Origin of the sequence: Melghirimyces profundicolus (assembly GCF_003054245.1) — a bacterium.
Classification (GTDB): domain Bacteria; phylum Bacillota; class Bacilli; order Thermoactinomycetales; family DSM-45169; genus Melghirimyces; species Melghirimyces profundicolus.
Genome location: NZ_QBKR01000004.1, coordinates 184,893 through 198,139 on the forward strand (window position 1 = coordinate 184,893; position 13,247 = coordinate 198,139).

A 13,247-nucleotide genomic window follows, 5' to 3' on the forward strand; every position below is an offset into this window, starting at 1 on the left:
GGACCAAAAGCACCCTGTGACAGGGTGCTTTTACGTTTCTCCTCCACCTTCCAGCATCGAATCCATCCCCCCGACGATGGTCCCGGTTTCCCCGCCTTCGCAAAGAGTCCTCATGGCCCCTTTGCAGTCGAAGTCAAAGATATGGACCGGCATACGGTGATCCCGCGCCAGCAGAAAGGCGGTTTGGTCCATCACCTTCAGGTCGCGTGCGATCACGTCCCGATAGTTGAGGGTACGGTAGCGACGTGCACCGGGGGCGCGGTTCGGATCCCGGTCATAGACCCCGTCCACCCCCTGTTTGGCGGCCAGGATGGCATCGCATCCCATCTCCAGGGCCCGCTGCACCGCCGGATAATCCGTGGTGACGTAAGGTTGGCCGTTTCCCCCGGCGAAGATGACCAGATAACCTTTCTCCAGGTGCTTCATCGCCCGCAGCCGGATGTAGGGCTCCGCCACCGCATTGATGGGAATCGAAGTCATTACCCGCACCTCCCGGCCCGTCTTGCTCTTAACACTCCCCGCAACATCAGACTGTTGATCCCCGTTCCCAGCGTCCCGATGTTGTCCGCCTCCACCCGGTCGATCCCCCAGATGTCCGCCAGCCTGCCCCGGAAGATGTTGCCGCCCCCGATCACGACGGAGACCTGGACCCCCATCTCCGTGAGGGAGATGATTTCCTCCGCGATGTGGTCGAGACAGTCCACGCTGAAGGGGGCTTCCCCTTCCGTCCCGGCGATACCGCATTTTCCTCTCCCCTTTCCCAAAGAGAAAGGCAAAGGCTTCACGCCTTTGCCTTCAAGATAAAAAAGGGAATGCGATGAAATTCATCGTCCGGTTCTCCATATTCCTCATCGGCATTCCCTTCCGTGTATCAAATCCTCTGTATTATATTCGGCCGATCTTCAAAGGTCAAACTTCCTCTTCGTCCACCGGAACCCGCTGTGATATAATAAATGAGCTGAGAGAGACGATTTCGTGAAGAATCCTCGGCCTTTGCGCCGGGTGATTTTTTGTGCAAAGGAGGCAGCGCATCCGCGCGCACCTGAATGAAAGCTGATCACATCCGCAACATCGCCATCATCGCCCACGTGGACCACGGAAAAACCACCCTGGTGGACGCCATGCTGAAACAGAGCCGGATCTTCCGGGAAAACCAGCAGGTGGAAGAACGGGTGTTGGACTCCAATGATCTGGAGCGGGAACGCGGGATCACGATCCTGTCCAAAAACACCGCCGTTACCTACCAGGGAGTCAAGATCAACATTGTCGACACCCCCGGCCATGCCGACTTCGGCGGTGAGGTGGAACGGGTGATGAATATGGTGGACGGTGTTCTCCTGTTGGTGGACTCCGTCGAAGGGCCGATGCCCCAGACCAAGTTTGTCCTTCGCCACGCCCTGGAACGGGGTCATAAAGCAATCGTCGTTGTCAACAAGATCGACCGGCCCAATGCCCGCCCCGACTGCGTGGTGAATACCACCTTCGACCTCTTCGTCGATTTGGGAGCTTCGGAAGAGCAGGCCGATTTTTCGGTCCTCTACACCAACGCCCTGACCGGGGAAGCCGGCACCGAGCCGGATCAAATGACCGACAGCCTGGAACCTTTGTTTCAGCGGATACTTAAGGACCTTCCCCCTCCCCGGGTGAACCCCGACGGACCGCTGCAGCTCCAGGCCACCCTGATGGGTTACGACGATTACAAAGGAAAGATTGTGATCGGACGTCTGAACAGCGGTTCCATCGGGAAAAACGATCACGTCCTCCGGATCGACCGGGACGGAAACCGGCACCCCCTCAAGGTGGCCCAGGTGTTTGTCCATGAAGGGTTGAAACGGATCGAAACGGAGCGGGCCGAGGCCGGGGACATCATCGCCCTGACGGGGCTGGGCGATGTGGGCATCGGGGATACGATCACCGATCCCGACCGTCCCCGGCCGCTGCCCCCGATCAAAGTGGAAGAGCCCACCCTCAGGGTCACCTTCGGGGTGAACACCAGTCCCTTCGCCGGGCGGGAAGGGGAATTCGTCACCTCCCGGAAACTGCGGGAACGCCTCTACATCGAATCGGAGCGGGACGTCGCCCTGAATGTGGAAGACACCGACTCCCCCGACACCTTCCTGGTGGCGGGACGGGGGGAACTCCACCTCGGCATCCTGATCGAAAACATGCGCCGCGAAGGGTATGAATTCGAGGTCAGCAAGCCGGAAGTGATTCTGAAGAAGATCGACGACAAGTGGCACGAGCCGGTGGAGATCGTCGAAGTGGAAGTGAGCGGGGAACACCAGGGGGCGGTTGTGGAACTGCTGGGCAAACGGAAAGGTCAGATGACGGACATGGAACTCCGGGACGACGGTTCCATCCATTACACCTACCGGGTTCCCACCCGGGGCCTGATCGGCTTCCGCCAGCAGTTTTTGACCGCCACCCGGGGCGAAGGCCTGATGAACACCCTCTTCGGAGGCTATGAACCTCACTCCGGCGACATCCCGACACGGGACCACGGATCCCTTGTCGCCTGGGAGCCCGGGGAGACCACCACCTACGGCCTCCACGCTGCACAGGAACGGGGGACGCTCTTCATCGGCCCCAACACCGAGGTCTACGAAGGCATGGTCGTCGGTCAGCACATTCGGGACAACGACCTGGATGTCAACGTCTGCAAAAAGAAACAGCTGACCAACTTCCGCGCCGCCGGTTCCGACGACGCCCTGCGCCTGGAGCCACCGAAAAACCTCTCCCTGGACGACGCCCTGGAATACCTCTCCGATGACGAACTCCTGGAAGTCACGCCGAAAGACTTCCGCATCCGCAAACGGATTCTTGCCAAAAACCAACGCCGCCGCTACCAGAAACAGGGCGGCAGAGTGGAGAAATAAAGAGAATCCCCCCGCAGCATTGCGGGGGGATTCTCGTATTTGTCTATTTCGCGATAAACTGCTGGGTCCAGTAGTGGCCGTAGGACCCGCCTTTGGCGTAGCCCACCCCGATGTGGGTGAACTGGGAGTTCAGGATGTTGGCACGGTGCCCGTCGCTGTCCATCCAGCCCTTCACCACGGCTTCCGGTGTCGGCTGACCGGCGGCGATGTTCTCCCCGGCGGCGGTGTATTGGATGCCAAATTGCTTCATCATCTCAAAGGGAGAACCGTAGGTGGGAGAGTTGTGGGAAAAATAGTGGTTGTCCCGCATGTCCTTTGACTTGACCCGGGCCACATCGGACAGCTCCGAATCCGCTTTCAGGGGAGAGAGTCCTTTTTTGGCCCGTTCTTGGTTCACGAGGTCCACCACTTCCTTTTCAAAAGCGGAGAGGGAATCGGAGGCGGTGGGCGGGGCCGGCTTGTCCGGTTCGGAAGCAGCCGCGGAAACAGTCGCCTCCGACGGACCGTTTCCGGAATTTGGGGAGGGTTCTTTTTTGGCCGGCTCCTTCTCCGGTTCGGGCTTTTTCACCGTGACATCCGGCTCTTCTTTCTGTTTGGCCTGGTCTTTCTTATCGGACTCTTCTTTCTTTTGGTCGTCGGGTTTCTTTTTCTCTTTTTCATTCTCTTCATCGGACTGAGCGGTGAGATCCGCCGGTTGCTGTTTCTCCGGCCGGTCCGGTTGCGCCGCTTCTTCTCCGCCAAAAACAGGCAGTTTTTCCTGGGCGTACAAAACGCCGGCGGAGAGAAACAGAACCAATGCGGAGATACCCAGATAGAGAGGGAACCGCCGCTTCCTCCTGGTTTTTCTTGGCGGTAAGGATCCAGCATTTCGATGTGAATTCAAGACAGGTTCCTCCTTCTGCCGCTTCGGTTCCTATCAAATGGAATCTTTGTCAACACTTTGTTCTCATGTAAAAAACGATGCCAACCGGATAGAGGTTTCGATAAAAGCGAGATTGGATGGATCTTCCTCCTGATGCTGCGAAGGAAATGGATTCGAACCCAGGTGTTTATTCCATCGTGGAACAGCCCCCCCGGGGTTCCTCTCGGGGGGCTGTTCCACGATGGAACGAAGGCTATCGCATCAGCAGCATATCGGACTCGTAGGATTCATAATCGTTCCACTGCAGGAAATCCACGACTTCGAACGCCAGGTTTTTTCCGGGGTTTTTGCGGGCGGACAGATCACTGTCGCCGGCGACGGCAGCCAAACGGTCGAAGAATTCCTTGGTCTCTTCGAACAGATCATCTTCAAAGTGCATGGACTGGTTGCGGCCGTGTCGGATGATTTCTTTCAACGTGACGGCCTGCCCGTTTCCCCGGATCACTTTCCCCGTGGGCCACCGATCGAAGTTTCCGTGAACGATGGAAAGCCCCTGTTTGGCGATCTGCAGAAGGGCTCCGCTCAACACCTGGAGTGAGTTCACCTTGATCTCCCGTACCCACTCCAGTTGCTTCAGCTTCATCGCCAGGGAACCATTCTCTTCCTCAAAGTGTGCCGTTTCCTCGTTTCCGCCCGGAACGGAGACGGCATACCGGGCCTTCCACTCCTCTTTTATTTCATCATGTTCCTGTATCAACCGTATGGACTCCCGTTTTTGCTCCCACACCAGACTCACCAGATTTTCGGCGGCATAGCGGGTGTTCTCCAGATAGAAGCGAAGATCCACGGGCCATCACCTCGCATATGGTTTCTCTTCCATTTCGAGGAATCCATGACAGATTCCTTTCCAAAAATCAAAAAAACCGCCAGTCGGGCGGTTTTTAAGCAAAGGATTGGATCAACGCCTCCCCCCCGGCGGCGGTCATCACCACCACCAGCCAGGGTGGGAGCTTCCATACCGTCAACAGGCCGAAGGCGGCCAGTGCCAGGCTGAAATCCTCCGGACCGCGGATCACTTCAGTGAAGACCGGATCGTACAGAGCGGCGAGGAGAATCCCCACCACCGCTGCATTGATCCCGGCGAAGGCGGCCCGGAAGGCCGGGCGATTACGAATGGCTTCCCAAAGGGAAGCGATCCCATCAAGACGTGTCCCGCCGAGCCGCTTCACTCCCGGTCTCTTGGCGGGACACTTCTTTCACGGGGATCCTCCGTGATTCGTTATTGCACCTCCGACACCTTCACCAGCTGCTTCCCGAGGTTCTCTCCTCTGAAGAGGCCGAGGAAGGCTTGCGGGGCGTTTTCAAGGCCTTCCACGATGTTTTCCCGGTACCGGATCTTGCCCTGGGATACCCATTCGGCCAGGTGGGAAAGGCCTTCCTTGAAGCGATCCTGGTAGTCGGAGACAATAAAGCCTTTCATCAGAGCACTGTTGATGAGCAGCGTCGTCTGAATCCGGGGGCCGATATCGGGTTTCTCCAGATTGTAGAGACTGATCTGGCCGCAGAGGACGATGCGGGCATATTGGTTGATCCGGGACAGGACCCGATCGGAGATCTCGCCGCCCACATTGTCAAAGTAGACGTCCACACCGTCGGGGCAGGCATCTTTCAATGCCTCTTTGACGTCCTCGGCTTTGTAGTTGATCACGGCGTCGAAACCGAGCTCCTTCTGGAGATAGCGGATCTTCTCCTCGGAGCCGGCAATCCCGACCACGCGGCAGCCTTTCAGCTTGGCGATCTGGCCGACGACGGTGCCGACGGCGCCGGCGGCACCGGAGACGACCACGGTCTCTCCTTCCCTGGGTCGCCCGATGTCGAGAAGGCCGAAGTAGGCGGTGAGACCGGGCATCCCCAAAACGCTCAAGGCAGTGGAGGGCGGGGCGAGGCGGGCGTCCACCTTGTTCAGCTCCGCCCCGTGAACGACGGAATAATCCTGCCATCCCATCATTCCCGTGACCAGCTCACCGGGTTGGAAGTCAGGGTGCCTGGACACCTCCACCTGCCCAACCACTCCGCCGGTCAGCACTTCGTTCAACCGGAAGGGCGGGATGTAGGACTTCATATCGTTCATCCGTCCCCGCATGTAGGGATCCACGGAAAGGTAGATCGTGCGGACCCGCACCTCCCCGTCTTTCGGTTCGGGGACCGTGGACTCCGTCAGGCGGAAGGTGCGGTCGTCCGGTAAACCCTTGGGGCGTTTCACAAACAGGATCTGTCGGTTGGTTTGATTACCCATGGAATCCTCCGTTCGACCATTTATTTCGGTCGGAAATCATTGCATCCTTTTTGTCGTCCGTTTCAGTGTCCGCTTACAAACCGTTTTCGGAACTCACCTTGCTCATCCGATAGTCGCTCACCCGATACCCCATGGAAGCATAAAGTTTCACCGCCGCCAGATTGTTGCTGGTAACAAAGACGTGCCGCGGGGCAACCCCCCGTTCCTGGAACCACCGTTCCCCCCTGGCCAGCATCTGCTTGGACAACCCCTTCCCCTGATAATCCCGGTGGAGGTAGATCCCGTTGATAAACCCTGCTCTTCGGAAGGTGAGATGATCTTTCCGGATCTCCAGGTAGAGAAATCCGATCGGTTCATCGGAGTCGCAGATAAACACGAGCAACAGGGCATCGGGATTGTCCAACCGGTTCCGCAATTCCCGGGCCAACTGTTCCCCCGCTTTCTCCCGTTTCAGCACTTCCTCCCAGTAACCGGCATCAAACGCTTCCCCCGTCACTTCCGACCAATAACGGTAATGATCCATCATCAGGTCAAGGTAAAACGCCACCACTGCCTCCTCGTCCGTTTCCGGACGGTAGGAACGGGCTTTCAGCTCCTTCAACCCCAAACTCCGCCGCTCCCGTCCGACCTTTTCACTCCACATCCCTGTCACCGAACTCCTTCCCCTATTATTTCAAACAACATTTGGCAACCCTTTTGCCAGTGGTTGGGTATTTCCGTAAAAATCCTCGGGGGTCTGCATGTGCGGACCTTCCTCAATGAATGGGCACGCATTCATTTGGATTGAAATCTGAGGGTGCACAGGAAACCCGACCCGGGGAGGAGATGAAAGAATCCGCCTTGCCGAACGTACTCGTGCCGCCAGCCGGAAACACACCCACCGGACGGAGCACGAGTTCCACAGCAAATACTTCGATATCCTGGGTTCAAAGTCCTCGGTCTATACAAAAAAAGCCGGTTGTCAACCGGCTTTTTTCTCATACGGACTCCACTTCCCTTTCAGGCGGCCAGTTTATTCCGAACCGACCGGTTGAGTTCAATCCGGTTCCACCACATCCCCCCGAAAAAAAACGCAGAGGGAACCATCAAGGCGAATAACCGCCAGTCCAGTCCCCCCATCCAGGAACCTCCCCATGCAGACAGGCCGACACAGACCCCCATCGCTGTCAGGGGATAAAAACCGGGTTCCTCCTGCCGCAATCTCCAGAGAAGGATGAACAAAAGAGGGGCTGCCACCGTGAAGTACAACAGTCCGCCGATCCCGAGAGTTCCCGATGCCAGATACGCGGCGAGGAGCATCCACAGTGCGGGGTTGCCGGGTTCTATGACAGCGGAAATGTACAGTGCACAGAGGACAAACTGAACGGCGATTCCGGCTCCGAAAGAGGTGACCGAAATCGTCAACACCGATTTGACCATGCTTGACCCTCTTTTCCATTTCTTTTTCTATCTTTTACTTCCATTCTACCCTTTTTCGGAATATTTGGATAGAACGGAAGAAGAAAAGTCCGGGAGAACCGGACCTTCATGCTTCCCAGGTTCGTTTGTTTAAACGGGCCTCCCTCAGCCGATCCCGGTCCACCTCGAATCCGATGCCCGGAAGGTTCAGGGGAACGGAGAGGGTGCCGTTTTCCACCGTCACTTCCGGCCGGATCAGATCCCGTTCCCAGTAGCGGTCCGAAGCGGAAAGGTCCCCTGGAAGAGTGAACCCTTCCAGGGAGGCGAGGGCGATATTCTGTGCGCGTCCCACCCCGGATTCGAGCATGCCGCCGCACCAGACGGGAATGCCGCGCTTCCGGCAGTGATCGTGGATGCGTTTCGCTTCGGTCAGACCTCCGACCCGGCCCGGTTTGATGTTGACCACGCGGCAGCTTCCCAGTTCCAGGGCCTGCCGGACATCCCCGAAGGACTGGAGGCTTTCGTCCAGACAGACCGGAGTGGACAACTCGGCCTGAAGCTTGGCATGATCGACGATATCGTCGGCGTCCAAGGGTTGTTCGATCATCAGAAGGCCGAAACGGTCCAAATATTTCAGATGATCCAAATCCTCCAGAGTGTAGGCGGAATTGGCGTCCGCCATCAAGGGGAGAGCAGGAAATTCCGCCCGGATCGGTTCCAACACCTCCACGTCAGCTCCCGGCTTTATTTTCACCTTGATTCGACGATAGCCTTCCTCCACCCGCAGCCGAATCTCCTCCAGCATCGTTGCCGGATCGGCCGAACCGACCGCCGCCCCGGCAACGATCCGATCCCGGGAACCGCCCAAGGCCCGGGCGAGGGAGAGACCGCGATACCGGCACCAGAGGTCCCAGATCGCCCCTTCCAAGGCCGCCTTGGCCATGGGATGGCGGCGAATCGGGGCAAACCGATCCGGGATCTCCGACGGGTGTTCCAAGGGACGGTCCAGCAAAAGGGGGACCAAAAAGTCACCGATCACGTGCCAGGCGGTTCCGACGGTTTCCTCCGTGTACCAAGGTGAGGTGAAAACGACACATTCCCCCCAGCCCGTCCGGCCTTCTTCGTCTTCCGCTTCCACCAGGATCAGATCCCGTTCGGTGACAGTGGTGAGACTGTTGGAAAAGGGGGTCTTCAGGGGCATCCGGATATGATGGAGAGTGATTTTCTTCACGATCATGGTCCTGTCTCCCCTTGCCCCCCGCCGGGGATCAATTCGGGCAATCGGCGACGGAGGAGTTTGTTGGAAGCGTTTTTGGGCAGTTCCTCCACCTCGTGGATCCGGACCGGGACCTTGTAACGGGCCAGCCGCTCCCGGCAGTGGCGGAGAAGTTCGTTCTCCGCCACGGATTGTCCTTCCTTCGGTTTGACGAATGCGACGGGGACCTGTCCCCAATCCTTGTCCGAAAACCCGGTCACCCCGGCTTCTTCCACCGCCGGGTGGGAGATCAGTACCGCCTCCACCTCCGCCGGATAAACATTCTCCCCGCCGGAGATGATCAGGTCGTGTCTACGGTCCAGCACATAGAGGAATCCTTCCTCGTCCACATAACCCAGATCCCCGGTATAAAGCCATCCGTCCCGGATCGCATCCCTGGTGGCATCTTCCCGCTTCCAGTACCCCCGGGTCACATTGGGGCCTCTCACCACGATCTCCCCTGCTTCGCCGGGGGCCAGCTCCCGATTGTCCCCGACGATTTTCAGCTCGGAAGGGAAAAGGGGCTTGCCTGCGGACCCCAGCTTGCGGAGGCTGTCTTCCGGGGAAAGCGTGACAATCTGGGAAGCGGTCTCCGTCATCCCGTAGGTTTGAAACACCGGCACCCCTTTCCTTTTGCACCGTTCCAGAAGCGGCCGGGGCGCCGGTCCCCCCCCCAGGAGCATGCACCGGAAAGATTCCGGGTAATGCTCTTCGCCCAACTCGTCCAGCATCCGAGTGAGCATGGTCCCCACCACCGAGGCGATGGTCACCCCGTCTTCCGCGATGGCGCGGTTGGCCCGAGCGGGATCGAAGGCGGGGTGCACCACGGCGGTCATGCCGCAGATGAGGCTGCGCATCAGGATCGACAGGCCGCTCATGTGAAACAGGGGGACCGCGGCCAACCATTTGTCAGCCGGATCCAGCCCCAGGTTAAGGGCGGAGGCGGTGGCGCTCCACCAGTGATTCCCCCAGGTCAACATCACCCCTTTGGGTCGTCCCGTGGTTCCCGAGGTGTACATCAGGGTATGGAGATCGTCCAGGGAAATGCGGGAGCAACCCTCCGTCTCTTGCTCCGGTTGATCACCCAACTCATCCCAGGAGAGGGCCTTCGGGGCCCCTTCGACGCATGCTTTCCGGGCCGCTTCACCCAAGCTCCGGTGGGCCTCGTTCACAATCATCACCTTCGCACCGGAATCTTCCAGTTGCCAGGCGATTTCACGGGGAGCCAGCCGGGTGTTGAGGGGAACCAACACCGCCCCCAACCAGGAGATGGCGTGGATCAAGGTGACTGTATGAAGGCCGTTTGGCATCAAAAACGCCACCCGGTCCCCTCTTCCAACTCCAAGTCCGGACAGCCGCCGGGCTGTTTTCCGGACCTCCTCCGCCAACCGGCGGAAGGTCCTTTTCTCCTCCCCGCAGATCACCGCGGTTCGCTCCGGCGTCAAACCAGCCCGCTTGTCCAGCCAGCGGGGCATCTCGGTTCCGTTCTGCCATTGGGACATCGGTGCTTCAACCTTTCTGTGATGGATCCGGATTTGATCTCCTTCATTATACCGTTCCCGTTCCCTTGGTGGGAATGATGAAGATTCGAATTTGGGGACGGGCGGACCCGAAAGGAGTGATTGGCATGAATCTCGAATGATCCATGAATCACGCAGGATTTCACTTTCCCCTTTTCATCAACGTAAAAAGCCCCGCGGAAACGGAGCTTTAGAAGTGTTGTGAAAAAGTGAGCGGCGGCATTTACCCGAAGCCGTTCCGAATCTTCCTGCTGCGGGCCGGGGCAAACGCTTGCGATGCAACACAGAGAGCTTTTGCCCTTGAACGCTTCCCTTCTTCTGAGCCTGGCAATCCCTCACAACGCTTCCAGGGCATCGTGGACTCCCAGATCTCAGAAGACGGCAACCCGCTCTTCTCCCCGAAGGCTTCCCAACCTGGAAGAGCTGGATTTTCCCGCTCGTATCTCATAAAACCCGCCCCGAAAGGAAAAAATATCCACATCCATCAAAGAAGGTGATGTGGATGAGATGGAAAAGAGGATGGGCGTTCTTGTTGGTGCTTCTCCTGTTCGCGGTCCCATTTCAGCCAGTCCAGGCCCAAAAGTCCGGGGATTGCCGGCGGCTGGAGCAAGCACTCGGTTACAAAGTGGAAGCGCAAGAAGGTATCTGCCGGATGGGATTGATCCGCAAGGAACTTCGGGTCACCCATCAAGGCAGGATGCTGTCCCCGGAGACCATGGAGCTGGAGCTGTTGGCCAACTTTGAACGCGTCGGCGACGCGTGGGTGGTCATGGGAGAGTTTGCCTTGATGGAGCCGGAGGTGAACCCGGTGGTGGACCGTCTGCGCCAGTCGGGTCTGGAAGTGACCGCCATCCACAACCACATGCTCTTCGAGCGGCCCCGGGTGATCTACCTCCACTTCCAGGGAGAAGGCACCCCGGAACGGCTGGCCAAGGGAGTCCGAAGCGCGGTCCGTGCCACTTCTTACGGAAAGAGAGGCTTCAAACGGTTTCCCAAAGACCGCTTGATGTTGCCCCATTGACACAAAGAAAACCGCCTCCGTATCAAAAACGGGGCGGTTTTCAATCACTTCTGCCGAAGCAGGGATTCGATCCGGTCCAACTTTTGGTTGACCTGCCGCATCAGGGTGAGGTGCTCGTGAAGGGCTTTTTTCGCATACTCCGGAATAAAACTCGTCTCCCCCCGGTGCGGGGCAAGCCTCCGGTGGCCGTGATAAGGCGGCGGAACCATCCCGTACATCTCAATCCATCCCCTTTTACCATGGTTGGATTATTTGTATGGTCTGTTCGGCGGGGATGTGTACCCATGCCCATCATTTTTTAATTTCTTCACCGGAAAGTTGATGTTAAATTTTAATAAAGGAGGTGCAAAGTCCATTACTGACATTCGATCTTCCTCGCCCGTCAGTCGACCCAAGAAGGTTTTGGCCCGGTTCGTTCGATGGGCGATGCAGAAATGGCCCAAACTCTACGACCGACTGAACGCTTATGAAAGTCGGAAATGGAAAAAGAAAATCCCTTGGACTCCGTTAAAAAAACCCCTCAAAGAAAGCAAAGTGGCACTGATTACGTCGGGTGGCCTCATTTTGAAACATCACCCTCCCTTCGACTTGAACAACCCCAAAGGAGATTGTTCTTACAGAACGATCCCGTCCGACGCCTCCTCAGACAGCACCGTGGTCAGTCATCTTTTTTACGATCATGGGGATGTGGACATCGATACGGAAGTGATGTTTCCCCTCGCCAACCTTAAGCGCTTGGAACGGGAGGGAAAGATCGGGGAAGTGGCTCCCCGCCATTTCAGTTTCAGCGGTGGGATTCCCGATCCGACTCCGCTGGTGAACGGGACAGCCCCGGAAGTCGCCCGGCATTTGATGAATGACCAGGTGGATCTGGCCATCCTGACCCCGGCCTGAGGATACTGTCATCGGTCCGTGGGACTGATCGCACATGAGCTGGAGCGAAAGGGGATCTCAACCGTGATGGTGACCCTTCTTCCGGAATCCACCAGGGAGCTGGGCGTGCCCCGTTCCGTTTTCTTCCCCCACAAACTGGGGGCACCGATCGGTCGGCCCGGTCAACCGGACGAACAATATCAAGCCCTGCTCCAATGCCTGGATGCCTTTGAAACTGCAACCAGGGGAGAAATGATCGAAGTGCCTCCTGCCTGAACGAAACAGACCTTTCCCGGTTACGGGAAAGGTCTGTTTGCATGGGCCGGGTTACGGGAACCGGGGAAACTTGCCGAAGTCCGGCTTCCGTTTTTCTTTGAAGGCATCGCGGCCTTCCTTGGCTTCGTCGGTGGTGTAGTAGAGAAGCGTGGCATCCCCGCCCAGTTGCTGCAGACCCGCCAGACCGTCGGTGTCCGCATTGAAGGAGGCTTTGAGGAAGCGGAGGGCGGTGGGGGACTTCTCCAGCATTTCTTCACACCACTGTATGGTCTCTTCTTCCAGCTTCTCCAGTGGAACCACGGTGTTGACCAGTCCCATCTCCAGCGCTTCCTGTGCGTTGTACTGGCGGCACAGGTACCAAATTTCGCGGGCCTTTTTGTGACCGACGATCCGGGCGAGGTAACCGGCACCGTATCCGGCGTCAAAGCTTCCCACTTTGGGGCCGGTCTGGCCGAAGATGGCGTTGTCGGCGGCGATGGTCAGGTCGCAGACCACATGCAGCACGTGACCCCCGCCGATGGCATAACCGGATACCATGGCCACCACCGGCTTCGGGATGGTTCGGATCAGGCGCTGCAGATCGAGAACATTGAGACGCGGGATCTCGTCATCCCCCACGTAGCCACCGTGACCGCGGACACTCTGATCGCCGCCGGAGCAGAAGGCTTTGTCCCCTTCCCCTGCCAGAATGATGACGCCCACCTCGGCGTCGTCCCGGGCGCGGGAGAAAGCGTCGATCATCTCCATCACGGTCTGGGGGCGGAACGCATTCCGCTTTTCCGGGCGGTTAATCGTTACTTTGGCGATCTGGTTGTACTTTTCATACCGGATGTCTTCGTACTCGCGCACCGTTTGCCATTCTACAGACAC

13 protein-coding genes and 2 pseudogenes are annotated in these 13,247 nt (G+C 58.0%); 4 read left to right on the forward strand and 11 right to left on the reverse strand.

Annotated features, from left to right (window positions below; translation table 11 throughout):
* Positions 1 to 30: 30 nt before the first annotated feature.
* Positions 31 to 764 (reverse strand): annotated as a pseudogene (gene pyrH, locus C8P63_RS04660) (UMP kinase).
* A 282-nt stretch (positions 765 to 1,046) separates the two neighbouring features.
* On the opposite strand from pyrH, the gene typA reads away from it, so the two are divergent.
* Complete coding sequence (gene typA, locus C8P63_RS04665; RefSeq protein WP_108022166.1) at positions 1,047 to 2,876, forward strand: translational GTPase TypA; 1,830 nt, start codon at positions 1,047 to 1,049, stop codon at positions 2,874 to 2,876.
* Between the two features lie 43 nt (positions 2,877 to 2,919).
* On the opposite strand, the pseudogene C8P63_RS19970 reads toward typA, so the two are convergent.
* The 8 genes and pseudogenes from C8P63_RS19970 to C8P63_RS04705 form a co-directional block, all read right to left on the reverse strand.
* Positions 2,920 to 3,312, reverse strand: a pseudogene (locus C8P63_RS19970) (CAP domain-containing protein); the annotation flags it as partial.
* A 679-nt stretch (positions 3,313 to 3,991) separates the two neighbouring features.
* Positions 3,992 to 4,585 carry a hypothetical protein gene (locus tag C8P63_RS04675; RefSeq protein ID WP_108022168.1) on the reverse strand — a complete coding sequence of 198 codons (594 nt, stop codon included), beginning with the start codon at positions 4,583 to 4,585 and terminating at the stop codon, positions 3,992 to 3,994.
* Between the two features lie 94 nt (positions 4,586 to 4,679).
* Positions 4,680 to 4,967: a chromate transporter gene (locus tag C8P63_RS04680; RefSeq protein ID WP_108022169.1), complete on the reverse strand. Its 288-nt coding sequence runs from the start codon at positions 4,965 to 4,967 to the stop codon at positions 4,680 to 4,682.
* Between the two features lie 50 nt (positions 4,968 to 5,017).
* Positions 5,018 to 6,034: an NADP-dependent oxidoreductase gene (locus tag C8P63_RS04685; protein ID WP_108022170.1), complete on the reverse strand. Its 1,017-nt coding sequence runs from the start codon at positions 6,032 to 6,034 to the stop codon at positions 5,018 to 5,020.
* A gap of 73 nt (positions 6,035 to 6,107) precedes the next feature.
* Complete coding sequence (locus tag C8P63_RS04690) at positions 6,108 to 6,677, reverse strand: GNAT family N-acetyltransferase (protein ID WP_108022171.1); 570 nt, start codon at positions 6,675 to 6,677, stop codon at positions 6,108 to 6,110.
* Between the two features lie 356 nt (positions 6,678 to 7,033).
* The gene (locus C8P63_RS04695) at positions 7,034 to 7,453 is read right to left on the reverse strand and encodes a hypothetical protein (protein WP_108022172.1); all 420 of its coding nucleotides are present in this window, start codon (positions 7,451 to 7,453) and stop codon (positions 7,034 to 7,036) included.
* 106 nt (positions 7,454 to 7,559) lie between these two features.
* On the reverse strand, positions 7,560 to 8,669 hold the full coding sequence (gene menC / locus C8P63_RS04700) for an o-succinylbenzoate synthase (RefSeq protein WP_108022173.1): 1,110 nt from the start codon (positions 8,667 to 8,669) through the stop codon (positions 7,560 to 7,562).
* The gene (locus C8P63_RS04705; protein ID WP_245920689.1) at positions 8,666 to 10,189 is read right to left on the reverse strand and encodes an o-succinylbenzoate--CoA ligase; all 1,524 of its coding nucleotides are present in this window, start codon (positions 10,187 to 10,189) and stop codon (positions 8,666 to 8,668) included. Before C8P63_RS04705 ends, menC begins: the two co-directional genes overlap by 4 nt.
* A 520-nt stretch (positions 10,190 to 10,709) precedes the next feature.
* Here C8P63_RS04705 and C8P63_RS04710 point away from each other — a divergent pair.
* A complete protein-coding gene (locus tag C8P63_RS04710) occupies positions 10,710 to 11,228 on the forward strand; it encodes a DUF1259 domain-containing protein (protein WP_170109502.1) in 519 nt (172 codons plus the stop codon).
* 44 nt (positions 11,229 to 11,272) lie between these two features.
* On the opposite strand, the gene C8P63_RS18970 is transcribed toward C8P63_RS04710, so the two are convergent.
* The gene (locus tag C8P63_RS18970) at positions 11,273 to 11,446 is read right to left on the reverse strand and encodes a hypothetical protein (RefSeq protein WP_170109503.1); all 174 of its coding nucleotides are present in this window, start codon (positions 11,444 to 11,446) and stop codon (positions 11,273 to 11,275) included.
* A gap of 184 nt (positions 11,447 to 11,630) precedes the next feature.
* Here C8P63_RS18970 and C8P63_RS04715 point away from each other — a divergent pair, with 184 nt between their 5' ends.
* Both C8P63_RS04715 and C8P63_RS04720 read left to right on the forward strand, forming a co-directional pair.
* Positions 11,631 to 12,122, forward strand: a complete 492-nt coding sequence (locus C8P63_RS04715; RefSeq protein WP_170109504.1) for a glycine/sarcosine/betaine reductase selenoprotein B family protein — start codon at positions 11,631 to 11,633, stop codon at positions 12,120 to 12,122.
* Positions 12,123 to 12,140: 18 nt separating this feature from the next.
* The gene (locus tag C8P63_RS04720; RefSeq protein WP_108022176.1) at positions 12,141 to 12,377 is read left to right on the forward strand and encodes a hypothetical protein; all 237 of its coding nucleotides are present in this window, start codon (positions 12,141 to 12,143) and stop codon (positions 12,375 to 12,377) included.
* A 51-nt stretch (positions 12,378 to 12,428) separates the two neighbouring features.
* On the opposite strand, the gene menB is transcribed toward C8P63_RS04720, so the two are convergent.
* Entirely contained in the window at positions 12,429 to 13,247 is an 819-nt protein-coding gene (gene menB / locus C8P63_RS04725; protein ID WP_108022177.1) for a 1,4-dihydroxy-2-naphthoyl-CoA synthase, read from the reverse strand.

Coding starts and splice junctions, on each gene's coding strand:
- typA (WP_108022166.1), top strand. CDS start 1,047: ATGAAAGCTGATCACATCCGCAACATCGCCATCATCGCCCACGTGGAC.
- C8P63_RS04685 (WP_108022170.1), bottom strand. CDS start 6,034: ATGGGTAATCAAACCAACCGACAGATCCTGTTTGTGAAACGCCCCAAG.
- C8P63_RS04690 (WP_108022171.1), bottom strand. CDS start 6,677: ATGTGGAGTGAAAAGGTCGGACGGGAGCGGCGGAGTTTGGGGTTGAAG.
- C8P63_RS04695 (WP_108022172.1), bottom strand. CDS start 7,453: ATGGTCAAATCGGTGTTGACGATTTCGGTCACCTCTTTCGGAGCCGGA.
- menC (WP_108022173.1), bottom strand. CDS start 8,669: ATGATCGTGAAGAAAATCACTCTCCATCATATCCGGATGCCCCTGAAG.
- C8P63_RS04705 (WP_245920689.1), bottom strand. CDS start 10,189: ATGTCCCAATGGCAGAACGGAACCGAGATGCCCCGCTGGCTGGACAAG.
- C8P63_RS04710 (WP_170109502.1), top strand. CDS start 10,710: ATGAGATGGAAAAGAGGATGGGCGTTCTTGTTGGTGCTTCTCCTGTTC.
- C8P63_RS18970 (WP_170109503.1), bottom strand. CDS start 11,446: ATGTACGGGATGGTTCCGCCGCCTTATCACGGCCACCGGAGGCTTGCC.